Origin of the sequence: Variovorax multivorans, from assembly GCF_051216835.1 — a bacterium.
Lineage (GTDB): Bacteria > Pseudomonadota > Gammaproteobacteria > Burkholderiales > Burkholderiaceae_C > Variovorax.
The window spans coordinates 487580-511445 of the sequence record NZ_JBPJZL010000004.1 but is presented as its reverse complement, the minus strand read 5'-3'; the positions used below and the strand labels follow the sequence as shown (position 1 = coordinate 511445).

The following is a 23866-nucleotide window of genomic DNA, read 5'->3' as shown; positions in this document are numbered from 1 at the left end:
CTGCGCTTCAGTGGGCCTTCTCGGCCCACGCCCTGCGGCGCACCACGGCCTCCAACGTGGCCACGGCGATCATGATGACTGTGGTGAGCGTGCCCACCACCATCACCGTCATGTGCGACGCAAAAACCGCGAGCACCGCCAGCAGCCCCAGCCCATAGAGATGCGATTGCGGCAGGAAGCCGCGCACCACGCGCTTGAACAGCGCATTGCCGAACAGATAGAGCGCCGGGCCGCCAATCAGCGCGCCTAGGTACTTGAGCTCGGCATGGTGCGAGCCCTCGCCGATCGTCAGCTCGTCCGCCACCGCGCAGACGATGATGCCCGCCACCAGAATGACGTGCGTGTAGTGGAACTTGGCGCCGACGCCGCCCGGGTCCGCGGCATGCTCGATGACATGGGTCGCCTCCTTGGCGCTGGTGTCGAAGTACATCCACCACATCGCCAGGCTGCCCGCGAAGCCCACGAGCAGCGCGAACAGATCGCTTCCGTGCCATTCAGGGTGGTGCCCGAAGGCGATGCCGGTGGCCAGCACCGACTCGCCCAGCGCGACGATCACGAACAGCTGGCAGCGCTCGGCGAGATGGCCGCCGTCGATGGTCCAGTCGCTGGTCAGCGAACGGCCCAGGCCCGGAAAGCGCAAGCCGATCATCGGTGCGATGTACTCGCACAAAACGCCGCCGAACCACAGTGCGAGACGCGCCGGCCCGTCGACCAGGCCACCGGCGATCCAGAACACGCCGGCCACGCAATTCCACGCCAGCAGGCGGCGGAAGTTGGGTGTGAGTGGATCGTTCGGGCCGATGGCAATCAGCATGCAGAGCGTGCGCCCCGCCTGGATGCCCACGAAGCACAGCGCGAATGCCAGTCCCCGCTCGGCAAAGGCCCCGGGCAGCGCCGAGGCCATCACCATTGCCAGCAGCATGATTGCGAACAGTACGCCGCGGATACGTAGCGCGCTGGGGTTGAACCAGTTGGTGGTCCAGGCCGTGTACTGCCAGCCCAGCCAGACAGCGAACCACATGACCAGCGTCTGGAGCGCGCCCAATAGCGTGAGGTGGTCGAGCAGGTAGTGGGAAAGCTGCGTGACTGAAAACGCGTAGACCAGGTCGAAGAACAGCTCTTCGTTCGAAACCTTGGCGGCCTGGTCGCGCGAGCGCAAGGTCGTGGCCCGCTTGTGGTCGTGGCTCATTGTTCGTTTACCCCCGTGAATCGTTGCAGCGCTCTCCGGCGCCGCGCAGGATCATCGCATGAGGGCTCTAGAGCTTTTCGGTCTCGCCGGTCTTCGGCTGCCACTTCATGAGGCGCTTTTCAATCAGCCCCACGATGCCGTCGAGCGCAAGCGCGAAGGCCGTGAGCACCACGATACCGGCGAACACCGTGTTGACGTCGAATGTGCCCTCAGCCTGCAGGATCAAGTAACCCACGCCGCGCGCCGAGCCCAGGTACTCGCCCACCACCGCACCCACGAAGGCCAGGCCGACCGAAGTGTGCAGGCTGGAAAACACCCAGCTGGTCGCGCTCGGCAGGTACACCGTGCGCAGCAGCTGCCGCTGGTTGGCGCCCAGCATCTTCGCGTTGGCCAGCACCACCGGGCTCACCTCGCGCACGCCCTGGTAGACGTTGAAGAACACGATGAAGAACACCAGCGTGACCGCCAGCGCCACCTTGCTCCAGATACCCAGTCCGAACCACAGCGCGAAGATGGGCGCGAGGATCACGCGCGGCATCGAATTGGCGGCCTTGATGTAGGGGTCGAGAATCAGGCTCGCCGTGGGCGCGAGCGCCAGCCACAGCCCGCAGGCCAGGCCCAGCACTGTGCCGATGACGAAGGCCAGCACCGTCTCCAGCAGCGTGGTGCCCAGGTGCTGGTAGATGTCGGCATTGCCTTTCAGCCCTTCGGGAAAGAGCGCATTGGCCGGCAGTTCAAACGGCAGGAACCAGCTCCAGATGCAGCCCGCCACCTGGATCGGCTCGCCGAGGAAGAAGGCGAACTGCTGGTTGCGCGAGGCGATGTGCCACGCCGCCAGAATCACCACCAGCAGCGCCAGTTGCCAGAAGCGCGCATTGCGTTCATTGAGTCCGAGGCGCGGCATCACGCAGCCTTCCTCAGCTGCTGCGCATAGCCCTTGAGCACCTCGTCGCGCAGCACCTCCCAGATCTGGGTGTGCAGCTCGACGAAGCGCGGCTGCGTGCGCACCTCGGCCACGTCGCGCGGCCTTGCAAGGTCGATGGCGAACTCGCCGATGGGGTGCGTCGCCGGGCCTGCCGACAGCACCACCACGCGGTCGCTCATGGCAATGGCCTCGTCGAGGTCGTGCGTAATGAACAGCACGGCCTTCTTCTTTGCGCTCCAGAGGTCGAGCACCTCGTTCTCCATCAACTGGCGCGTCTGGACGTCGAGCGCGCTGAAGGGTTCGTCCATGAGGATGATGTCGGGGTCGAGCACCAGCGTCTGCGCCAGCGCCACGCGCTTGCGCATGCCGCCGGAAAGCTGGTGCGGATATCGGTCGCCGAAGCCCGTGAGGCCCACGCGCGAGAGCCAGGCCTCGGCCTGCCTGCGTGCTTCAGCATCGGGCACGCCGCGGTATTGCAAACCCACCATCACGTTGTCGACGGCGCTGCACCAGGGCATCAGCGCTTCGGTCTGGAACATGTAGCCGGCGCGCGTGTTGATGCCCTCGAGCGTCTGGCCGAAGACCTTCACGGTGCCCGAAGAGGGTTCGAGCAGGCCCGCGCCCACGTTCAGCAGCGTCGACTTGCCGCAGCCCGTGGGGCCCACCACCGAGACGAACTCCCCTGCCCTGATGCGCAACGTGGTATCGGCCACCGCGGTGTAACGCTGGCCCGGATCGTCCTTCGAATGGAAGGTGCAGCTGATGGAGAGAAGTTCGAGTGCGTAGTCGGACATGGCGTAAAAAACCCGGCCTGAGCCGGGTCGCGGGGACGTTCGAAAATCAGGCTTTGAACCTGTCTTTCGCGCGCCTAGCAAAATCGTTGGTGTAGGTTTTCGCGAGGTCGATCTTGTCGGCCTTCACGGTGGTGTCGAAACTCGCGATCGCGGTGAGCGCGGTCTTGGGGCCGTCGACCGGCACGAGGCCGTCGGTTGCGATCGATTCGCGCACCTTGTCGAACGACGCGAGGTACAGCGCGCGATCGCCGAGCAGATAAGTCTCGGGCACCGTCTTGATGATGTCGCCAGGCCCCGCAGTCTGCAGCCACTTCAGGCCGTGCACGATGGCATTCGCCAGCGCCTGGCAGGTGTTGGGATTCTTCTGGATGAACTCGCTCGACGCATAGAGGCAGGCCGCCGGCATCGTGCCGCCGAACACCTGCAGCGTGCCCTTGAGCGTGCGCGTGTCGCTGATGATCTTCACGTCACCCTTCTGCTCCAGCATCGTCATCACCGGGTCGGTGTTGCTGATGGCGTCGATCTGGCCCGAGCGCAATGCGGTGAGCGCACCGGCCGCCACGCCCACGCCGATGAAGCTCACGTCGCTGGCCTTTAGCCCGCCGCGCGAGAGCACGAGGTTGGCCACCATGTTGGTCGACGAGCCCGGCGCGGAGACGCCGATCTTCTTCCCCTTGAGATCCTGGATGCCGGTGTAGCCGGCCATGTTCTTGGTCGACACGCCCACCGCAATCTGCGGTGCGCGTCCCTGCAGCACGAAGGCCTGGAAGAACTGGTTCTTGGCCTGCAGGTTGATGGTGTGTTCGTAAGCGCCCGAGCAGACATCGGCCGAACCGCCGACCACCGCCTGCAACGCACGTGCGCCTCCGGCGAAATCGGAAATCTCCACATCGAGCCCCTCGGCCTTGAAGTAGCCGAGCTGCTCGGAGATGGTGAGCGGCAGGTAGTAGAACGCCGCCTTGCCCCCGACCGCGATGGAGATCTTCGTCTTCTCCAGCTTCGCCTGCTGCGCAAAGACGCGCGGCAACGCGATGGTTGCAGCAGCAATGGCGGCAGTAGCTGAAATGAGAGTGCGGCGATGAAGCATGAAACGTTGCCCGTTGGCTCTGTGACTCGTAAGAACTGAATCGAGCTTAGGGGCCGCACCACACGGCTGCATCGGGGTGATCCCGTGCGGGTTTTCACGTAAGCACGAAGGCCTCTCCGAGAAGCCTTCGCCGAAGCGTCATCGCGCCAGAAAAAGTCTCGCGATATCGGTCCGTGCTACCTGCGATCCACCAGCGCATGAGCGATGGTGCCGAGGTCGACGTACTCGAGCTCGCTGCCAGCCGGCACGCCGCGCGCAAGGCGTGTCACGGTCAGGCCATGCTGCTTCAGAGCTTCGCCGATCACGTGCGCGGTGGCCTCGCCCTCAGCGGTGAAGTTCGTGGCGAGGATGACCTCGCTCACCGTGCCGTCGCGCGCGCGGTCGAAGAGCTTTTGCAGGCCGATGTCCTTCGGCCCGATTCCGTCGAGCGGACTCAGCTTGCCCATCAGCACGAAGTAATAGCCGCGGAACGCACCGGTGCGTTCGAGCGCGGCCTGGTCGGCCGGCGTCTCGACCACGCAAAGCTTGCTCGCATCGCGCCGCGTGTCGAGGCAGACGTTGCAGACCGGCGCCTCGGTAAAGGTGTTGCAGCGCTCGCAATGCCGCACGTGGCCCGCAGCCTGCTGCAACGCGCGCGCGAGCAGCTGCGCGCCCTCGCGGTCGTGCTGCAACAGGTGGAATGCCATGCGCGAAGCCGACTTGACGCCGACACCGGGCAGGCGGCGCAGCGCATCGACCAAGGCGTCGAGCGAACTGGCGTCTGCCATTTACTTCGGCCGCTCGCTCAGAACGGCAGCTTCATGCCGGGCGGGAGACCTGGCATGCCGGCCGTCAGCTTGCCCATCTTCTGCTCGCTTGTTTCCTCGGCCTTGCGCACGGCGGCGTTGAAGGCGGCAGCCACGAGGTCTTCGAGCATGTCCTTGTCGTCCGCCAGCAGGCTGGGGTCGATGGTGATGCGCTTGACGTCGTGCTTGCAGGTCATGACGACCTTGACGAGGCCGGCGCCGGATTCGCCTTCGACCTCGATGTGGGCCAGCTCTTCCTGGGCCTTCTTGAGGTTGTCCTGCATTGCCTGCGCCTGCTTCATGAGGCCGGCCAGTTGTCCTTTGTTGAACATCGTTGGTCCTGTGTCTGGTTGGAAAGTGGGTGAAGGATAAGAGAGACGGAAGCTCAGGCTGGTTTCAGCGTGCCGGGGACGATCTTCGCATCGAAGTCGCGCATCAGCGCCTGCACTTCGGGGTCGCTGAGGATGGCCTCTTCGGCCACGCGCTGGCGCTCGTCGGCGGCCTGCTTGTTGCGGCGCGCGGGGCTGTCGACAACGCTGCCGATCTCGATGGCGAGCTTGACATCGTGGCCCAGGCTACCCAGCGCAGCCGTCAGTTTTTCGCGGCTGGACGGCTGGTTGAGCGTTTCGCGCTCGATGCGCAGCAGCCACTGGTCGGTGTCGCGGCCCACCAGCTGCGACTGCAGCGCCAGTTCGCGCGCAAGGGCGGTGATGGCCTCGGCTGCGACCAGTTGGGAGACGGTGGCGTACCAGAAGTCGCCGTCTTCGCTGGTCGGAATGGGGGTGAAGGTGCTGCGCGGCTCATCGGCGCGCGGCGTGTCGCGGGCACTGGGCGGAGGCTGCACGCGGATGGGCACGCCGACAACCCGGGCGGGTGCTTCGGCGGCAGCGCCGGGGCGGGGTTCGGCCTGCCGGGGTTCGTCGACCACGGCGAGGCGATGGCCTGCGGGAACTGGGGAGGCGTTGGCGGGCGCCGGAGCCGCAGCAGGCGCTTCGACCGGAGGGCGAGCCACCGGCGCGGGGGCCGGAGCGGGTGGCACGGCGCGCGCCGGAGCTGCCGGCGCCACGGCCGCAGCTTCATTCAGAGTTTTTTTTTCCGTGGAGGCCGTCGAAGCAGCCGCGTTGGAAGGTTTGAAGGCCAATAGCCGCAAAAGCACCATGGTCAGCGCGGCGTACTCATCGGGGGCCAGGCCCAGTTCGCCGCGGCCATGCAGGCACAGGCTGTAGAGCAGTTGCGTTTCGTCGGCCGGCATCAGCGCGGCAAGGCGTGCGGTGTCTGCCGCGTCGGGGTCGGTGGCGGAATCGGCCGACTCCGCCCGCGAGGGCACGGCCTGCAGCACGGCCATGGCCTGCAGCACCGCCGTCATTTCCTCGAGCGTGGAGGCGGCGGACATGCCGTCGACGCGCAGCGCCTCCGATGTCTCGACCACCGTCTTTCCGTCGCCCTGCGCCAGCGCCTCGATCAGGCGGAACACATGGCCGCGATCGACGCTGCCGAGCATCTGGCGCACGCCAGCCTCGACCAGTTCGCCGTTGCCGAAGGCGATGGCCTGGTCGGTGAGCGAGAGCGCATCGCGCATCGAGCCGCGCGCCGCGCGCGCCAGCAGGCGCAGCGCCTGCGGCTCGGCCGGAACGTTTTCAGTCTGCAGCACGCTGGTGAGGTGCTCGAGCACCGTCTCGGGCGCCATCGGCCGCAGGTTGAACTGCAGGCAGCGCGACAACACCGTGACCGGCACCTTCTGCGGATCGGTCGTGGCCAGCACGAACTTGAGGTACTCGGGCGGCTCTTCGAGCGTCTTCAGCATCGCGTTGAACGCGGTGTTCGTGAGCATGTGCACTTCGTCGATCATGAAGACCTTGAAGCGCCCCTGCACCGGCTTGTAGACCGCCTGCTCGAGCAGCGACTGCACCTCGTCCACGCCGCGGTTCGAGGCCGCGTCGAGCTCGGTGTAGTCCACGAAGCGTCCCGAGTCGATGTCGCGGCAGGCCTGGCACACACCGCACGGCGTGGCCGTGATGCCGCCCTGCCCGTCCGGCCCCTGGCAGTTCAGTGACTTCGCCAGAATCCGCGAGACCGTGGTCTTGCCGACACCCCGGGTGCCGGTGAAAAGATAGGCGTGATGCAGGCGCTGCGTGGTCAACGCGTTCTCGAGCGCCTGAACCACATGCCCCTGACCGACCATCTCACCGAAGGTTTTCGGACGGAACTTGCGAGCGAGCACGAGATAAGACATTGCGGGCATTCTAAAAGGCACGGCACCCACCCTCAGACCTACCCCGCAATCAAAAAAGACCTGCCTTTTCGTGGGACACCGAGGAACCGGCTTCGCCGGGCCTCAGGTGTCGCCCCCGGCAGGGGGAAGGAGAAGCGACACGAAGTGCGCGCATCCTGGGAGGTTACAATGCGTGCTGACGGGCCTCCCTGCATGGTGAAGTGGCCAACCGGGTCAGGTGGGGAACCAAGCAGCCCTAACTGCGTAGTCAGTGCCAGGGGTAAGGCTCGTCAACCTCTTCAGCGGCTTCGTTTCATTCCGTGCGAAATGAAACGGGGCTTGCAAAAACTCTCAGCGACAGAAATTCCAACGGCGCGAGGCCTTCACAGGCCCAGCCGCTGGATCGCTCCGCGCGCCGCAGCCGCGCCACTGGCCATCGATGCAGTCAGCAAGTAGCCACCAGTCGGCGCTTCCCAATCGAGCATCTCCCCTGCCGCGAACACGCCGGGCAGTGCGTTCGCCATCAACTGCGCATCCAGCGCGTCGAAGCGCACGCCGCCTGCCGTGCTGATCGCCTCGTCGATGGGGCGCGTCGCGACGAGCTTCAAGGGCACGGCTTTGATCGTGGCCGCCAGTTGCGCCGCGTCCTGCATCGCTTCGCGGCTCAATGCCTCGTGCAACACGCCGGCCTTGATGCCTTCGAGCCCGAGCCGGCTCTTGAGGTGGCTGCTGAGCGAGCGAGCACCACGGGGATGCGTGACCGCGGCCAGCACCTGCTCGGCGTTGCGGTCGGGCAGCAGGTCCAGCAGCAGCGTCGCACTTCCTTTTGCAGCGATCTCGTCGCGCAGCAGCGCCGATGCCGCATAGATCAGGCTGCCTTCGATACCCGTGGCCGTTGCAACGAATTCGCCCTTGCGCGCAAAGTGCCGCCCCTGGCCGTCGGTAAAAGAAATCGCGACCGATTTGAAGGGCTGCCCCGCAAAGCGGCTGGAGAAATGCTCGCTCCAGCCCGCGCCGTCGAAACCGGAGTTGGCGGGTAGCAGCGGCGCCACCTCCACGCCCTGCGCCTGCAGCCATGGCGCCCACGCGCCATCGGAGCCGAGGCGCGCCCAGCTTGCGCCGCCCAGCGCCAGTACCACGGCGTCGGCCTTTGCAGTGACGTCGCCAGCGGGTGTCGAGAATCGCAACGCAGCCGCATCGAACGGCCCATCGCCCACCCAACGATGCCGCATATGAAACTGCACACCCGCCGCACGCAGCCGATGCAGCCACGCACGCAGCAGCGGCGCGGCCTTCATGTCGGTCGGGAAAACGCGCCCCGAAGTGCCCACGAAGGTTTCGATTCCCAGGCCGTTCGCCCATTCGCGCACCTGCTGCGGCCCGAATTGCGCAAGCATCGGCTCCAGTTGCGCGCGGCGCTCGCCGAAGCGGCTCATGAACACATCGAAGGGCTCCGAGTGCGTGAGATTCAGCCCGCCGCGGCCGGCCAGCAAGAACTTGCGGCCCACCGAGGGCATCGCGTCATAGACATGTACTTGCGCACCGGAGGCGCTCAAGACTTCAGCCGCCATCAGGCCGGCAGGTCCGCCGCCGATGACGGCGACGGTAGGGGAAACAGTCATTCGAGATTTACCAGTTCGCCCTGCCCGGTGAGGAACGCGACGCGCACCGTGGCACCGGGATAGGCATGTTGCACTGCCGCGCGATAGCGCTGCATCTGTGCGATCAGCGCGGCGTCCCGTTCGGGGCGCGCCGCGGATTTGTAGTCGAGGATCCACCAGGCGCCACCGTCGCGCTCGCGCACCAGACGGTCGATGCGCAAGGTCTCGCCTTCATGCACCAGCGTGACTTCGTTGCCATGCCAGTCGACCCTGCGATCGTCCCACACCCACGCCCCTTCGCCCGCGCGGATGCGCTGGGCCAGCGCGGCGGCACCGCGCGCCTGCTGGGCGTCGAGCATGAATTCGCGGGCCGCGGCGCGCACGTGGGCCGCTGGCAGCGGCTCGCCCGGCACTGCCCATTCGAGCAGCCGGTGCATGGCCTGGCCGAAAGCGGCGGCGCGTGCATCGATCGTGGTGTTGGCAGCCTTCTTTGCGGACGGTTGTTCGGTGGGTGCAGGCGCTACCGGCATGTGCTTCATCGAGAAGCTGGCGGCGCCGGTCTCGGTCGGCAGCGCGACCAGTGGCTCGTCGGCCTCCGTGGGCTCGCACAGCGGCTCCAGGCGGGTCCACCAACTGCCTTCGTTGGCGCGCGCAGGGCGCACCGACGACAGCACCAGCCGCTCGCGCGCCCGCGTGGTGGCCACGTAGAGGCCGTTGAGTTCTTCGCGATGGCGCGCACGCTGCTCCTCTTCGAGCAGCGTTGCCGCGCAGGCGGGCGGCGTCTTCTCGCTCGCGAGGAACACGAAGCGCGTCGGCGCGCTGTCGCTGCCCTTCCATTCGACCAGCACGCCCATGGTCTGGGCGCGTGGTGGCGGCGCGTCGCAATCGAGCATGAACACGGTGTCGGCCTCCAGCCCCTTTGCGCCGTGCACGGTCAGCAATTGCACGGCGTCGGGCGCGGCCACGGTCGGGGCGCGCACGCCGCCCGCACGCAGCGCGCGCACCAACGCATATGGCGTGGCGAAACGCGCGCCATCGATGTCGAGCGACGCGGACAACACACCGCGCAGATTGGCCAGCGCGCTCTGGCGCATTGCGGCCGGAACCGCGGCGCCGAATTTCGCGAGCAAATCGCCGTCGTGGAAGATCGCGTCGAGCGCGTCGTGCGGCGGCAACGTCATCAGCCAGCGCTGCCATTTCTTGAGCTTCGGGCCCGCCTCGATCAACGCCGACGGCAGGCTCTCGTCCTTCTGGATCAGTGCGAACCAGCTCACCGCGCCGCGCTCGCGCTGGCGCAGCGCGAGCTGCACCAGCGCTTCGTCGTCGATGCCGAACACCGGCGACTTCAGCGCCCGCGCCAGCGAAAGATCGTGCGCGGGCGACACCAGCGCATCGATCAGCGCGACCACGTCCTGAACCTCGGGCGCGTCGTGCAGGTCGTTCTTCTCGGGCTGCTGCACGGGGATGTGGCGCTGGCGCAGCGCGTCCTGCATGGCCGAGAGCCGGCTGCGCCTGCGTGCCAGCACCATGATCTGCCGCGGCGGCGTGCCGTCGGCGATGCGCTGCGCCACCCATTGCGCAGCCTGTTCGCATTCTTTCTGCAGCAATTGCTCTTCGGGCAGCACGCGCGGCGTGACGAGGCTGTCGCGCCAGTGCAGCATGCCGTCGTCGGCCGGCGCTGCTTCAGCCGTATCGCCGAGCGCGTCGCGGTCGATGGCAGGCAGCTTGAGCAGTTCGCCTTCGTCGCCGCGCTCGGTGGTGTGGGCGCGGTAGCCGTCGAACTCGCCGGCCTCCTGTGCAGCCAGCATCGCTGCATTGACCAGCGCGACCACGGAGCGTGCATTCCGGTGGGTGTGGTCGCAGTTCAGCAGCTCGCCGTCGAGCCCTTCGCGCACGAACTTCTTGGCCGCGATGAAAACCTGCGGCTCGGCACGGCGGAAGCGGTAGATGCTCTGTTTCGGGTCGCCCACGATGAACACGCGCGGCGCGCGGCCCTGCGCGCCCGTGTACGCACTGAGCCAGCCGTAGAGCGCTTGCCATTGCAGCGGGTTGGTGTCCTGGAACTCGTCGATCAACAGGTGCGCGATGCGCGCGTCGAGCCGCTCCTGCACCCAGCCGGACAGCGCGGACTGGCCGAGCAGCAGCTGTGCAGCCTGCTCGACGTCGTTCATGTCGACCCAGCCGTGGGCACGCTTCACATCGGCAAAGGCCGCGATCAGGATGCGTGTGAGCCGCGTCATGCGCTGCTGATAGAGCCACGCGGCGTGCTGGGCTTGCGCACCGCACAGCACCTGCAGCTCGGCCTCGGCCTCCTGCGCAGCGGGGAATTTCTGCAGATTCTTGTTGAGGCGGTCTTCGGTCGCGACGAAGAAGTTCTTGCGCAGGTGCGCGAGTGCGGCCGCCAGCGAATCGCCAGCGGGCTCGCCCGTGCCGAACACGTCGATGATGGCTTCGGCCGCCTTCTGCGGTGTCTTGTTGCTCTCGCGGCCGAGCGCGGCGGCCCGGTCGAGCCAACGCTGGCGAACCTGCTCGCCGCGCAAGGCCGCGGTCGGTTCGGCCAGGCCCTCGAGCGATGGATAGAACACGCTGAAATGCTGCACGGCGTTCTCCGCATCGGCCAGCGAGAACTCGACGCGCTTCGACAGCGCCTCGCTCAAGGCCTTGGCCGTCTGCGAGCGGCCGTGCGTGGCGACGACAGCGTAGTAGTCGGCCAGCGCGTTCTTGTCGGCGGTCACGGCCTCGAAGAACGGCCGCCAGGTGTGCCCGCGCGCCTCGGCGTCGTCTTCGAGCAGTTCGTAGTTCGAGGGCAGGCCCAGTTCGCGCAGCACCGCGAGCGGCGCATTGCGCAGCAGGCCCGCAAACCAGGCGTGGAAGGTGCGGAACTGCACCGGCCGGCCGCCTTCGAGCAGGCGTCGGTAGAGGCCCTTCAGACGCGGCACGGCAGCCAATGCAGTCGCGGGCTCTACGCCACGCATCACGAGCTGGCTGACCAACTCTTCCGGGGTTCGCTCCGCGAAGTCTTCGAGCCACTGGTCGAGCCGCTCGCGCATTTCGCCGGCCGCCTTCTTCGTGAAGGTGATGGCCAGGATCTCGTGCGGCTCGCAGGCGGATTCGCCCTCTTCGAGCAGCGCGCGCAGGATGCGCGACACCAGCATCCAGGTCTTGCCGGCGCCGGCGCAGGCCTCGACGGCTACCGAGCGGCGCGGGTCGCAGGCGACGGTGTAGAAGGCCTCGCGCGTGACGTGCTGGCCGTTGTGCTCGTAGGCTGCGCCGTTCATTTCGACGCCTCCCAGAAGTCTTTTCGGCAGAGGCCTCTTGCGGCGCAGTAGTCGCAGACAGCGCCCTCTCCCAGTGGCGGTAGCGCCGCCCCCTGCGCGATGCGCGTGAAGTCGTCGATGATGCCGGCCACCAATGCGTCCCTGGCTTCCACAACGGCAGGCTGCTCGACGGTCTGAGTGCCGGAGGATTTCTCGCCCACGTTGACGTAGGCCGCGCGCAAGGTGTCATCGGCCACCAGCGCGGCATAGAAGGCCAGCTGCGTGTCTTCGGTCGGGTCCTTCACACGCTCCTTGCTGACGGCGGCCGACTCGGTCTTGTAGTCGATCACGAAGGCCTGCCCGTCGGGCATGCGGTCGATGCGGTCGAGCCGGCCGATCAGGCGCAAGTCGCCCAGCGATTGCTCCTTCCAGGGCTCGGCTTCGGCGAAGACGGCACCGGCCGCCTCGTGCCCGGTCAGCCAGCCGAGGTAGCCGTCCCGCACCGCGGGCCATGCCGCGGCGAAAGGCAGGAACTCGGCCTCGGAGAGGCTGAGCTCGTGCATCGACCGCCGGGCCGCCTCCTCGATGAGAGCGGTGCGTTCCTCCGCATCCTGCGTCGGCGTTTCGGCCAGTGCTTCGTGGAAGTGGCCGAGCACGGCGTGCAGCCAGTTGCCGAAGTCGCGCTTGTCGATCTCGGCGTCGAGTTCGTCTGCGCTGCGCAGGCCCAGTTGCCGCAGCGCGAAGAAACGATAGGGGCAGCGCCGCAGGTCTTCGTACACGCTGGTGGAGATGTTCTCCAGCGGCAGGAGCGCGCCCGAGGGGGTCGGATATTTTGTTGGCTGCACTGCCACTTCGCGCGGTGTGCGTGGGTCGGCCGAGGGCTGCAGCGCGTGGTCGAGCTGCAGCGCCTGCACGAGGGGGCTGGGCCGCACCGGCTCACCGCTGGCGTCGGATTGGCGCCAGATCAACTCGCACGACGGGTTGTGCAAGGCCGCAGCCCAGGCCGCACGCTGCGCGGCTTCGAGCGTTTCGCGCGACGGCAGGCCCAGTTCGAGGCGCTGGGCCGCACTCCAGTTGCCGGGCGGCTCGGGCGATGCTGGCAGGCGGCGGTCGTCGCAGCCGGGAATGACCACCGCGCCGAACGCGCGACCCAGCAGTTGATACAGCGGCAGCACGACGACCTTCGGGGCCTGATCGCCAGCGGGGGGCACGAAACTCGCATCTTCCAGCACGTCGCGGACCCAGGCGGTGAATTCGGCCAGCGTGTGGCGGCCGCCGGGGAAATCGTCGTCGTCGCCGTGGGCGCCGGCATCGAGCCACAGGGCGCCAATCACCTTGCCGCCGGCCAGGTCTTCGTCGAGCAGCTCCCATTGGCTGCTGGCCTCCAGCAGTTCGCGCAGCGCGTGCAGCCATTCGGCCAAGGGACGCGAGCGGGCCATGGGCGCGCGGCGCTCTTCGATGGCCTCGGTAAAGGACAGCAGCGTGGCGTCTTGTGGTTTCTCGCTGCGCGCCATGAATGCACACCACGCAGACCAGTCGCGCTGGCCTTCGCGGCGCAGACGGGCTTCGAGCAGTTGTACGGTCGGTGCATCGCCGTCGGCGCCGCTCTTGAGCCATTCGAGCACCTGGTCGCTGGCGGCGTCGTGGGCGCAGGCGCGCAGCGCGCTCATCAGCGTGGCGGCGGCGCGCGTGGTCGAAAGCTTCCAGCCGGTTTCGTCGTGCGTGACGACGCCTTGCGCGCTCAACTGGGCGCTGATGCGGCGCGTGAGGGCGCGGTCGGTCGCGACCAAGGCGACCGGTGCGCGGTCTTCGGCGAGGTGGCGCAGCACGCAGGCGGCGGCGAGCTCGGCTTCGTCTTCGGGATCGAGGGCGACGTGCGAGGCACAGGTCTGCGCCGCTACGCCGGAAGGCACGAGCGAGAGATGAAGGGCATGGTCGCCCCACAGTTTGCAGAGAGATTGCGTGAGCGGATCGGTCTGGAAGCCCTCGAGCACGATCAGCGCATCGACCTGCGCGCGGGTGCCGTCGCGCTGAAGCACGTCGGTTGCGTAGCCCGAGGTCGAGGTCCACGCGACGGCGATGCGGATCAGCGCGCTTTCGATGCGGAACCACTCCGATTCGCTGCCCGCCTCGGCCACGCCTGCCGCGCGCTGCGCCCAATCACCGCCCCGTTCTTCGGGCGTCACGGCAGCCGCAAGAGGCGCCAGTTGATACGCCAGCTCGACGACGCGGCCGGCCAAGGCAAAGCGCTCGGCGTTGAAACCGGCCTGCGACAGCAGCGCCTGCGCCGTGACGAGATCGCGCGCCATGTCGTGCGCGATGTCGTAGCCAGTCGGCACGAAGCCGCCCGCGCTGCGGGCCCAGTTGTGGGTGGTTTCGAAGCGCGGCACGAAGCCGGGGCTGCCGCATCGCGCCCACATGGCGCGCGCCACGCCCATCAGCTGCGCATAGGGCACCAGCACCACGGTGCGGGCGGCATGCAGCTGGCGCTCGGCGAGCGCGCGGACGATCCGCGCGACGACGCCGTCGGCGGGATCGCACCACAGAGCCTGGACAGGGTGGCCTTCGTTCATGTTCTATCGAGGGGTTGGAGAGCGCGTGGACGTGACGCGCAAGGGCTTTGGCTATCGCCGCCATAGCGGCCCTGCAAGGCACGCCACCCCTTGGTTTCTGTCACAATGACCAGCACTTTAGCTGCACCGAAACTCTCTGCGCACAAGGATCCATCACATGGCCAGCGAACTCATCAAACACATCTCCGATTCCTCCTTCGAGGCCGACGTGCTCAAGTCCAGCCAGCCCGTGCTGGTCGACTACTGGGCCGAATGGTGCGGCCCCTGCAAGATGATCGCCCCCATCCTCGACGAAGTGTCGGCTACCTATGAAGGCAAGCTGCAGATCGCCAAGCTGAATGTGGACGAGAACCGCGACATCCCCGCCAAGTTCGGCATTCGCGGCATCCCCACGCTGATGCTATTCAAGGACGGCCAGCTGGCCGCCACCAAGGTCGGCGCCATGAGCAAGGCGCAACTCACGGCCTTCATCGACCAGCAACTCGCTTAAGCGACATTTCAACCGGCCAGCGCGCAATGCGTTGGCCGGCGCGTTTTTCCTGTCATAATCTCTCTCAGTTCACCGGCCCTTTCATTCAGGCAACCGGTTCGAGTTCCCCGGTTGGTGAGGCAGTTCTCGCTTCACATCCAACCTCCCCCCGTTTTCCGTTCGATTACCCCGCGAGGGGTCATTCCATGCACTTAAACGAACTCAAGGCACTCCACGTGTCTGAAGTCCTCAAGCAGGCTGAAGCGCTTGAGATCGAAAACGTCGGCCGCATGCGCAAGCAGGAGCTGATGTTCGCGATCATCAAGAAGCGCGCAAAAGCCGGCGAGCAGGTCTTCGCCGACGGTGTGCTCGAAATACTGCCCGACGGCTTCGGCTTCCTGCGCAGCCCCGACACCAGCTTCACGGCCAGCACGGACGACATCTACATCTCGCCCAGCCAGGTGCGCCGCTTCAACCTGCACACCGGCGACATGATCGAAGGCGAAGTGCGCACGCCCAAGGACGGCGAGCGCTACTTCGCGCTGACCAAGCTCGACAAGGTCAACGACGGTCCGCCGGAGCAGAACAAGCACAAGGTGATGTTCGAAAACCTGACGCCGCTGTTCCCCAAGGAACAGATGAAGCTGGAACGCGACGGCGTCAAGGGCGAAGAGAACATCACGGGCCGCATCATCGACATCATCGCCCCCATCGGCAAAGGCCAGCGCGCCCTGCTCGTGGCACCGCCCAAGAGCGGCAAGACGGTGATGATGCAGCACATCGCCCACGCGATCAGCGCCAACTACCCCGACGTTCACATGATGGTGCTGCTCGTCGACGAGCGCCCTGAAGAAGTGACCGAAATGCAGCGCACGGTGAAGGGCGAAGTCATTGCTTCGACCTTCGACGAGCCCGCAGCGCGCCACGTGCACGTCGCCGAAATGGTGATCGAGCGCGCCAAGCGCCTGGTCGAACTCAAGAAGGACGTGGTGATCCTGCTCGACTCGATCACCCGCCTGGCCCGCGCCTACAACAACGTCGTGCCCTCGTCGGGCAAGGTGCTGACGGGCGGTGTCGATTCCAACGCCCTGCAGCGTCCCAAGCGCTTCCTGGGCGCTGCGCGGAACGTGGAAGAAGGCGGCTCGCTGACCATCATCGGCACCGCGCTGATCGATACCGGCAGCCGCATGGACGAAGTGATCTTCGAAGAGTTCAAGGGCACCGGCAACTCCGAAATCCACCTCGACCGCCGCCTGTACGAAAAGCGCGTGTTTCCGTCGATCCAGCTCAACCGCAGCGGCACGCGCCGCGAAGAACTGCTGCTGGCTCCCGAGATCCTGCAGAAGACCCGCATCCTGCGTCAGCTCATGTACAACATGGATGAGATCGAGTCGATGGAGCTGATGCTCAAGAACATGAAGGCGACGAAGACCAATGTCGAATTTTTCGACATGATGCGTCGCGGCGGCTGAGCATCACGCTCTTCCGCAAAAGCGCGTTGGCCCTACCGGGTCAACGCGCTTTTTTCATGGGCGCCCTGTGCGCAGGGCGCGGCCTTCGAGGGCGCTCTGGCGGCCGATGTCGAGCAGTTCCATCAGCGCAACCGCCTGCTCAGGCGGCACGGGGTTCGGGCCGCGGCCCAGGATGGCGTCGCGCACTGCGGCGTAGTAGTCGACGTAGTTGCCGGCGCGCGTGGGAACGTTGCGCTTGCTGGACACGCCGTTGCTACCGATCAGTGTGAGCTCACCATCGAGCGGATCAGCGCCCCACCCTTCGGCCGGCGGCCGCAGCCCGGCACGCAGCGCATCCTCCTGCGTATCGACGCCGTGCTTGACGTAGCTGCCGCGCGTGCCGTGGACGACGTAGCGCGGCGCCGCATGCGCCGCCAGCGTCGTCGAATGCAGCACTACGCGCAGCGGCGCGTGCGGTCCGCTGTCGTACCGCAGCACGGCGTGAAAGTAGTCCTCGACCACGGCGCCGTCGCGCAACACGGCGGTGTCGAGTTGAAGCGTGTCAGGGAGGCCAAACAGCTGCACCGCCTGATCGACCAGATGAGCACCCAGGTCCACCCAAAGGCCCGAACCCGGCACGGCCTGCTCGCGCCAGCGCTCCTTCACCTCGGGCCGGAAGCGGTCGAAATGCGACTCCAGGTACACAGGCCGGCCCAGTTCGCCGGACGCCAGAACATCCTTGAGGGTCAGGAAATCGGCATCGAAACGCCGGTTCTGGTAGACCGCCAGGACACGATTGTTGCGTATTGACAACAACTCAAGCGCCCTCGCCTCGGCCACATCGAGCGTGAAAGGCTTGTCCACCACCACGTGCTTGCCAGCCTCCAGCGCCGCCCTGGCGACTGGATGGTGCTGGGCGTTGGGGGTTGCCACCACGACCAAATCGATGTCGGAGCAGGCCATGAGCGCCGCAACGTCTGGCACCACGGCCACACCGGGCCAGTCGGCGTGCACCTTGTGCGGCTGCGAACTCGCCACAGCCGCCAGTTCAAGCCCCGGAACGGCCGAAAGCACGGGCGCGTGGAAGGTCTGGCCGGCAAAACCATAGCCAACGAGACCGACGCGCAGAGATACAGAGGTCATGGGAAGGCCCGGTTTGCTCGGAAATGGGGCAGTATGCGATAATCATGGGCTCCGCGAAAAGTGCGGCTGGGCAGCTTCGTCCGGCACGTGGCTCTCGCATCGACCGCGCATTGATTCCAACAGCGCAAAAGGAAAGACCATGGCAAAAGAAGGCATCCACCCGAATTACCGCGAAGTCCTGTTCGTCGACATGTCGAACGGCTTCAAGTTCGTGACCCGTTCGTGCGCGAACACCAAGGAAATGGGCAAGACCGACGACGGTCGCGAACTGCCGCTGTTCAAGCTCGACACCACGAGCGAATCGCACCCGTTCTACACCGGCACACAGAAGTCGGTCGACAACATGGGCGGCCGCGTCGAGAAGTTCCGCAACCGCTTCGGCAAGACCACCGGCGCTGCTTCGAAGTAAGGCACGCGCTTTTGCGTCGAGGGCAGCCCGGTTTACCGCGCTGCCCTTTTTCTTTCTGAATCCTGCCTTTTTCCGCCACTTGAACCAGCCCACTCCCGCGATCGTTGCCCAGAGCGCCGTGCGCCGGCTGCCGCGCATCGCATTGCTTCTGCTGTGTGCGGCTTATCTGCTGCCAGGCCTGGTCGGCCGGGGCCCCTGGAAGAGCGCCGACATCACGGCCTTCGGCTACATGTCCGAACTGGCCCGCAGCACCGAAGGCATTGCGCGCTGGTTCGACCCCATGCTGCTGGGCCTGCGCCCGGAAACACCCGCCCTGATCCCTTACTGGATCGGCGCCCTGGCCATCAAGATCGCCCCGTCGTGGCTGAACCCCGACCTGGCCGTGCGCGTTGCCTTCGCGTTCCTGCTCTGGGGCGCCTTCACCGCCACCTGGTATGCCGTGTACTACCTGGCCCGCACAGCGCGCGCCCAGCCCGTGGCTTTTGCCTTCGGCGGCGAGGCCCGGCCCACTGACTACGCACGCGCCATCGCCGACGGTGGCTTGCTGGCGCTGATTGCCTGCCTCGGCCTCGCCCAGCTCGGCCACGAAACCACGCCCGCACTGGCGCAGCTGTTCTTCGCCTCGCACCTGTTCTATGGCGTGGCCGCACTGCCCTACCGCCGCACCGGCCCGGTGATCGCATTGACCGTCGGCACCATCTGCATCACGCTGAGCGGCGCCCCCACCGTCGGCCTTGCGCTGGCCATCGGCAGCGCGCTGTACATCGCGTATGAACGCCAGCTTGCCGCGCAGTCCGAGCGCGAAAACGCCGACAACAACGAAGACAACGGCCCCGGCTACACACGAGGCGCCCTCCTCACGATGATCGGCATCACGGTGCTGGCGGCGGTGCTCGTATTCAGCCTGAAGCTGCCGACATGGAAGATCACCGTGGTCGGCGGTTCGCTGCTCGGCGACGTGCGCAGCCAGGGCAAGCTGCTGCTGTGGTTCACTTGGCCGGTCTGGCCGCTCGCCATCTGGACGCTGTGGCGCTGGCGGCGACAGCTCACGGCGCGCCACGTCGCGCTGCCCTTCTGGTTCGCCCTGGTGCCGCTGGCCGCCACCTGGACCACCGACTACTCCGACCGCTCGCTGCTGCTGGCTCTGCCCGCCTTCGCCACGCTCGCCGCGTTCGCCCTGCCCACCTTCCGGCGCAGCGCCGCGGCGCTGATCGACTGGTTCAACGTGCTGTTCTTCAGCGGCCTCGCGGTGCTGGGCTGGATCTACTGGATCGCCATGCAGACCGGCGTTCCACCCAAGCCCGCCGCCAGCGTCACACGACTGGTGCCCGGCTTCGTACCCGAGCTCTCGCCCATTGCCGTAGCGCTCGCCGTGGCTGCGACCATTGCCTGGTGCTGGCTGGTGCGCTGGCGCACGGGGCGGCACCGCGCCGCACTCTGGAAGACGCTGGTGCTGCCAGCCGGCGGCACCGCTCTTTGCTGGATGCTGCTGATGACGCTGTGGCTGCCGCCTATCGACTACGCACGCAGCTTCGCGCCGCAAGTGCGCGCCGTGGCTGAACGCGTGGGCCAGCCGCGCTGCATCGCCGAGCTCGCGCTCAGCCGCCCACACATTGCAGCGCTGCGCCACCACGGCAACTTCAACGTGCAGCCGCTGCTGCTGGGCACCGACTGCCCGTGGCTGCTCGCAAGCCCGGACACCATCGAGCGCCTGCACACCATCATTCCCTTCGACCAGTGGCGCTTTGCCGGCACGCTGCGCCGCCCCAGCAGCGCGGCCGACGACCTCTTGCTCTACCAGAAGATCACGCCGCAGTGAGGAGCGAACGGGCTCTGATCGCGCGGCACGCGGGCACGGTGCTCGTCGGCCAATTGGCCGTGATGGCCTTCGGCGTGACCGACACCATCATCGCGGGCCGCTACTCCGAGCACGCACTGGCCGCCCTCTCGGTCGGCGCTGCCATCTTCGTCAGCGTGTATGTCTCGTTGATGGGTGTGCTGCAGGCACTGCTGCCGGTCTGGGCCGAACTGCACGGCGGCGGCCGCAGCAGCGAAGTGGGCCGCTCGGTGCGGCAATCGCTCTACCTCGCGGCCATTGCCATTGTGGTCGGCATGGCGATCCTGCTGCTGCCGGGCGCGGCCCTGCGATGGACCCAAGTGCCGGCGGAAATGCGCGGCGAAGTCGAGGCCTATCTGGCCGTGCTGGCCTTTGCGCTGGCGCCAGCCCTGCTCTTCCGTCTGTTCAGCACCCTCAACCAGAGCCTGGGCAAGCCCCAGCTCGTGACGTGGCTGCAGTTGGGTTCGCTGGGCGTGAAGCTGCCGTTGTCGATCTGGTTCACTTTCGGCGGCGCGGGCCTGCCGGCCATGGGCCTCGTGGGCTGCGGCTGGGCGACGCTGTGCGTGAACTGGGCCATGCTCGGCTGCGCCATCTGGCTGCTGCGCAGTCGCCCGTTCTACCGCGACTACGGACTCTGGAAGCGCATCGAGGCGCCCGACTGGCAGCAGATCCGCAAGTTCGCGCGGCTTGGCGTGCCAGGCGGCTTGGCGGTGCTGGTCGAAGTGACCTCGTTCACGCTGATGGCCCTGTTCATCGCTCGCCTCGGCACCGCAGCCGCAGCGGCTCACCAGATCGCGTCGAACCTGCTGGCCGTGGCCTACATGACCCCACTGTCGCTGGCCATCGCAACCAGCGCGCGTGTGAGTTTCTGGCTCGGCGCCGGGGACGCTGCCAAGGCCCGGCACGCCTGCCGCCTGGGCTTCGAACTGACGGCCCTGTGCGCGCTGTTCTATGCCACCGCCATGGCCGTGTTGCGCTACGAGCTCGCCAACGTGTATTCCGACAACCCGGCGGTGATCGCGATGGCCGGCGCGCTGTTGCTGGCCGTGGCGCTGTATCACTTCGCGGATGCGGTGCAGACCTTCTGCGTGTTCGTATTGCGGTGCTACCGCGTCACGCTGGCGCCGCTGGTGATCTATTGCGCGATGCTGTGGGGACTGGGTTTGGGCGGGAGCTATCTGCTGGCGTACCACGGTCTGGGCCCCTGGGCGGCCATGCAGTCGCCGCTGGCGTTCTGGATCATGAGCGCCGCCGCGCTGGCCGTGACGGCCCTACTGTTCGGTGCACTGCTGCGCTGGACGATGCACCAGCGCGCGAGATAGGCCGCGTCTACTTGGCCAGCACGCGCGCTTCCCGCACGCGCGCTGCGGGAAACAGCAGCGCAAAGCGGGAGCCCTTGCCCACCGTGCTTTCGATGCGCAGCTCGGCACCATGCCGCTGGGCGATGTGCTTGACGATCGCCAGCCCCAATCCCGTACCGCCAGTCTCGCGCGAGCGACTGCGGTCGATGCGATAGAAGCGCTCGGTCAGCCGCGGGATGTGCTCGGCGGCAATGCCTGGACCGGTGTCCTTCACGGCGTATTCGCCGCGCCCGTCGGGCAGCACCCGCCAGCTCACGGCCACCTCGCCACCGCCCGGCGTGTAGCGGATGGCGTTGCTCAGCAGGTTCGACATCGCGCTCTGCAGTTCGGTTGGCGCACCCGACAGTTCGGACTCCGCGTCGACCGTGAACGACAGTCGGTGCCCCTGCGGCGTCAGGCGCCCCGACAGCCCTCGTCCTTCGTCTTCGCACTGCGCGAGCAGCGCACGAGTGCGGATCCACTGGTTTCCCGAAGGCGCCGCGCTCCCCTCCAGCCGCGACAGCGTCAGCAGGTCGTTCACCAGCGTCTCCATGCGGTGCGATTGCTGCCCCATCAGCGACAGATAGCGCGTGCGCTCGTCCGCATCGAGCGGCAGGTTCTGTAGTGTCTCGACGAAGCCGGCCAGTACCGTCAGCGGCGTGCGGATTTCATGCGACACGTTGGCAACAAAATCGCGCCGCATCGCCTCGGCCTGCTCCAGCGCCGTGATGTCGCGCGTCAGCAGCATGCGGCGATTGCCGGCATAGGGATGCACCTGCACCGACAACCGCACCGGATGGCCGCGCTGATGCCCATGGCCGAGTCCGGAGGCATCGATGACCACGTCGCGGCTGTAATTCCAGGACGCGAGGTAAGCAACGAAAGCCGGATCTCGCACGAGGTTGGCGAGGTGCTGCGCCAGATCGCGTTCGGCGTCGATACCGAACTGGCTGGCCGCCGTCTGGTTGCACCATTCGATGCGGCCCTGCTCGTCGAGCAACACCACGCCATTGGGCGACGCCTGGATGGCCGCCAGGAATTCCTGCAGCCGGTCTTCGGCCTGCCGGGTCTGCTGCTCGCGGTCGCGCAGCAGCTTGCGGATGCGCTCGGACAACTCGCCCCACACGCCGGACCCGCGCGACGGCAGGCCGGCGGCATCGTTGCGCAACACCCGCATCAGTCGCTCGGCGCGCCAAGCGTCGAGCCCCAGCCAGAGTACCGCACCCAGCCAGGCGCCCAGCCACCCGAACTTCCATCCAAAAATGACGATAGCGCCCGCTCCTATTAAGAGGGACGCTATTAAAAATGTAGCAATTCGAAAAGGCATGGCGGGCGATTATCCGCGCCCGCGGCCAAAGGGTGCCACGGCGGTCAAACCGTGACTTGGGCGGTCAGGCGGTAGCCCGCTCCGCGGACGGTTTCGACCATCGGCGCGGCCGCACCCAGCGATTCGCGCAGGCGCTTGACGTGCACGTCGACCGTGCGCTCTTCGATGTAGACGTGGTCGCCCCATACCTTGTCGAGCAGCTGAGCACGGCTGTGCACACGCTCGGCATGCTGCATCAGGTAAGCCAGCAGCTTGAACTCGGTTGGGCCGACCTTCAGGGCGCCGCCCTGCCAGGTCACGCGGTGCGTGGAGGTGTCGAGTGCCAGCTCGCCAATTTCGACGCGCTCCGTGACCACTTCCGGAGCCCGGCGGCGCAGCACCGCACGGATGCGGGCCAGCATTTCCTGGGTCGAGAACGGCTTGGTGATGTAGTCGTCGGCACCGGCGTCGAGGCCGGCAACCTTGTCGGGTTCGTCACCGCGCGCAGTCAGCATCAGGATGGGGATGGCCTTGGTGCGCGGGTCCTTGCGCCACTGGCGCGCGAGCTGCAGGCCGCTTTGGCCCGGCAGCATCCAGTCGAGCAGGATCAGATCCGGCAGGAAGGCGTCGATCTCACGCTGGGCCGCAGCGCCATCCTCCGACCAGATCGGCTCGAAGCCGTTATGGCGCAGGTTGACGGCGATCAGCTCGGCGATCGAGGACTCGTCTTCGACGATGAGGACACGGGGTTTCTTCATGCTTTCTTGGGAGTCTTGCCGCTGTTGTTACTGCAGCGCGGACTCGATTTCCTGCATCGAAGTGTGCCGGACATCGGCGCCCTTGACGATGTAGATGATGAATTCGGCAATGTTCTTGGCGTGGTCGCCAATGCGTTCGATGGCCTTGGCCAGGAACAGCAGGTCCAGGCTGGCGGAGATCGTGCGCGGGTCTTCCATCATGTAGGTGACCAGCTTGCGCACGAACCCGTCGAACTCCTTGTCGATAAGGTCGTCGTCCTTCAGGATGGACAACGCTGCGGAGGTGTCGAGCCGCGCGAATGCGTCCAGCGCCTTGCGCAGCAGGCCCGAGGCCAGGTCGGCCGCGATACGCAGCTCGGTCGTGGGCAGTTGCCGGGCCGAACCGCTTTCGATGATCGACTTGACCATGCGCGCGATCTTGTTGGCCTCGTCGCCCACGCGCTCGAGGTTGGCGGTGGTCTTGCTGATGGCGATCAGCAGGCGCAGGTCGCGTGCGGTAGGCTGGCGACGCGCGATGATCGACGACAGCTCGCGGTCGATGTCGATTTCCATCGCGTTGACGCGCTGCTCGGTTTCCATCACGCGGTCGGCCGCTTCGACGTCGAACTGCAGCAACGCGTACACGGCTTGGTGAATCTGCGACTCGACCATGCCGCCGAGCTCCATCACGCGCGACGAGACGCCGTTGAGTTCGCTGTCGAACTGGCTGGAAAGGTGTTTCTCGGTCATG

At 66.7% G+C, this 23866-nt stretch carries 19 protein-coding genes and 1 other RNA gene; 6 read left to right on the top strand and 14 right to left on the bottom strand.

Going from position 1 to position 23866, the window contains the following annotated elements; genetic code table 11:
- Positions 1–7 precede the first annotated feature (7 nt).
- The 7 genes from ACSFCA_RS12785 to dnaX form a co-directional block, all read right to left on the bottom strand.
- Entirely contained in the window at positions 8–1189 is a 1182-nt protein-coding gene (locus tag ACSFCA_RS12785; RefSeq protein ID WP_258349611.1) for a low temperature requirement protein A, read from the bottom strand.
- A gap of 67 nt (positions 1190–1256) precedes the next feature.
- Positions 1257–2093 (bottom strand): ABC transporter permease, encoded by an 837-nt coding sequence (locus ACSFCA_RS12780; RefSeq protein WP_435459771.1) that lies wholly within the window; start codon positions 2091–2093, stop codon positions 1257–1259.
- Positions 2093–2908: an ABC transporter ATP-binding protein gene (locus ACSFCA_RS12775; RefSeq protein ID WP_435459770.1), complete on the bottom strand. Its 816-nt coding sequence runs from the start codon at positions 2906–2908 to the stop codon at positions 2093–2095. Before ACSFCA_RS12775 ends, ACSFCA_RS12780 begins: the two co-directional genes overlap by 1 nt.
- Before the next feature lie 46 nt (positions 2909–2954).
- Positions 2955–3995, bottom strand: coding sequence for an ABC transporter substrate-binding protein (locus tag ACSFCA_RS12770; protein ID WP_093054339.1), 1041 nt, complete (start codon positions 3993–3995; stop codon positions 2955–2957).
- A gap of 176 nt (positions 3996–4171) precedes the next feature.
- Positions 4172–4762, bottom strand: a complete 591-nt coding sequence (recR, locus tag ACSFCA_RS12765) for a recombination mediator RecR (RefSeq protein ID WP_093054337.1) — start codon at positions 4760–4762, stop codon at positions 4172–4174.
- 17 nt (positions 4763–4779) lie between these two features.
- On the bottom strand, positions 4780–5112 hold the full coding sequence (locus tag ACSFCA_RS12760; RefSeq protein WP_007836669.1) for a YbaB/EbfC family nucleoid-associated protein: 333 nt from the start codon (positions 5110–5112) through the stop codon (positions 4780–4782).
- A gap of 53 nt (positions 5113–5165) precedes the next feature.
- Positions 5166–7013 (bottom strand): DNA polymerase III subunit gamma/tau, encoded by a 1848-nt coding sequence (gene dnaX, locus ACSFCA_RS12755; RefSeq protein WP_435459769.1) that lies wholly within the window; start codon positions 7011–7013, stop codon positions 5166–5168.
- A 177-nt stretch (positions 7014–7190) separates the two neighbouring features.
- Between dnaX and ffs the strand changes: the two genes are divergently transcribed.
- Positions 7191–7287: signal recognition particle sRNA small type (gene ffs, locus ACSFCA_RS12750), an RNA gene on the top strand.
- A gap of 88 nt (positions 7288–7375) precedes the next feature.
- Here ffs and ACSFCA_RS12745 read toward each other — a convergent pair.
- The 3 genes from ACSFCA_RS12745 to ACSFCA_RS12735 are packed head-to-tail and all read right to left on the bottom strand — an operon-like array spanning position 7376 to position 14423.
- Entirely contained in the window at positions 7376–8614 is a 1239-nt protein-coding gene (locus ACSFCA_RS12745; protein ID WP_435459768.1) for a TIGR03862 family flavoprotein, read from the bottom strand.
- Positions 8611–11871, bottom strand: coding sequence for a UvrD-helicase domain-containing protein (locus ACSFCA_RS12740; protein WP_435459767.1), 3261 nt, complete (start codon positions 11869–11871; stop codon positions 8611–8613). The genes ACSFCA_RS12745 and ACSFCA_RS12740 overlap by 4 nt, the downstream gene beginning before the upstream one ends.
- The gene (locus ACSFCA_RS12735; RefSeq protein WP_435459766.1) at positions 11868–14423 is read right to left on the bottom strand and encodes a PD-(D/E)XK nuclease family protein; all 2556 of its coding nucleotides are present in this window, start codon (positions 14421–14423) and stop codon (positions 11868–11870) included. The genes ACSFCA_RS12740 and ACSFCA_RS12735 overlap by 4 nt, the downstream gene beginning before the upstream one ends.
- 157 nt (positions 14424–14580) lie before the next feature.
- Between ACSFCA_RS12735 and trxA the strand changes: the two genes are divergently transcribed.
- Positions 14581–14913, top strand: coding sequence for a thioredoxin TrxA (gene trxA / locus ACSFCA_RS12730; RefSeq protein WP_042578306.1), 333 nt, complete (start codon positions 14581–14583; stop codon positions 14911–14913).
- Between the two features lie 185 nt (positions 14914–15098).
- A complete protein-coding gene (rho, locus tag ACSFCA_RS12725) occupies positions 15099–16364 on the top strand; it encodes a transcription termination factor Rho (protein ID WP_013540932.1) in 1266 nt (421 codons plus the stop codon).
- 54 nt (positions 16365–16418) lie between these two features.
- Here rho and ACSFCA_RS12720 read toward each other — a convergent pair whose 3' ends face one another.
- Positions 16419–17486, bottom strand: a complete 1068-nt coding sequence (locus ACSFCA_RS12720) for an oxidoreductase (protein WP_435459765.1) — start codon at positions 17484–17486, stop codon at positions 16419–16421.
- Positions 17487–17625: 139 nt separating this feature from the next.
- Here ACSFCA_RS12720 and ACSFCA_RS12715 point away from each other — a divergent pair, with 139 nt between their 5' ends.
- The 3 genes from ACSFCA_RS12715 to ACSFCA_RS12705 all read left to right on the top strand — a co-directional run bounded on the left by ACSFCA_RS12715 (position 17626) and on the right by ACSFCA_RS12705 (position 21054).
- On the top strand, positions 17626–17895 hold the full coding sequence (locus tag ACSFCA_RS12715; protein ID WP_019653042.1) for a type B 50S ribosomal protein L31: 270 nt from the start codon (positions 17626–17628) through the stop codon (positions 17893–17895).
- A 79-nt stretch (positions 17896–17974) separates the two neighbouring features.
- On the top strand, positions 17975–19714 hold the full coding sequence (locus ACSFCA_RS12710; RefSeq protein WP_435459764.1) for a DUF2339 domain-containing protein: 1740 nt from the start codon (positions 17975–17977) through the stop codon (positions 19712–19714).
- Entirely contained in the window at positions 19711–21054 is a 1344-nt protein-coding gene (locus tag ACSFCA_RS12705; protein ID WP_435459763.1) for an MATE family efflux transporter, read from the top strand. The genes ACSFCA_RS12710 and ACSFCA_RS12705 overlap by 4 nt, the downstream gene beginning before the upstream one ends.
- A gap of 7 nt (positions 21055–21061) precedes the next feature.
- Here ACSFCA_RS12705 and phoR read toward each other — a convergent pair whose 3' ends face one another.
- Genes phoR through phoU form a run of 3 tightly spaced genes read right to left on the bottom strand, consistent with a single transcriptional unit; the run spans position 21062 to position 23865 of the window.
- Positions 21062–22399, bottom strand: coding sequence for a phosphate regulon sensor histidine kinase PhoR (phoR, locus tag ACSFCA_RS12700; RefSeq protein WP_258349621.1), 1338 nt, complete (start codon positions 22397–22399; stop codon positions 21062–21064).
- A gap of 44 nt (positions 22400–22443) precedes the next feature.
- Complete coding sequence (phoB, locus tag ACSFCA_RS12695) at positions 22444–23136, bottom strand: phosphate regulon transcriptional regulator PhoB (protein ID WP_007836652.1); 693 nt, start codon at positions 23134–23136, stop codon at positions 22444–22446.
- Between the two features lie 27 nt (positions 23137–23163).
- Positions 23164–23865 (bottom strand): phosphate signaling complex protein PhoU, encoded by a 702-nt coding sequence (phoU, locus tag ACSFCA_RS12690; RefSeq protein ID WP_093054321.1) that lies wholly within the window; start codon positions 23863–23865, stop codon positions 23164–23166.
- Position 23866: the final 1 nt, after the last annotated feature.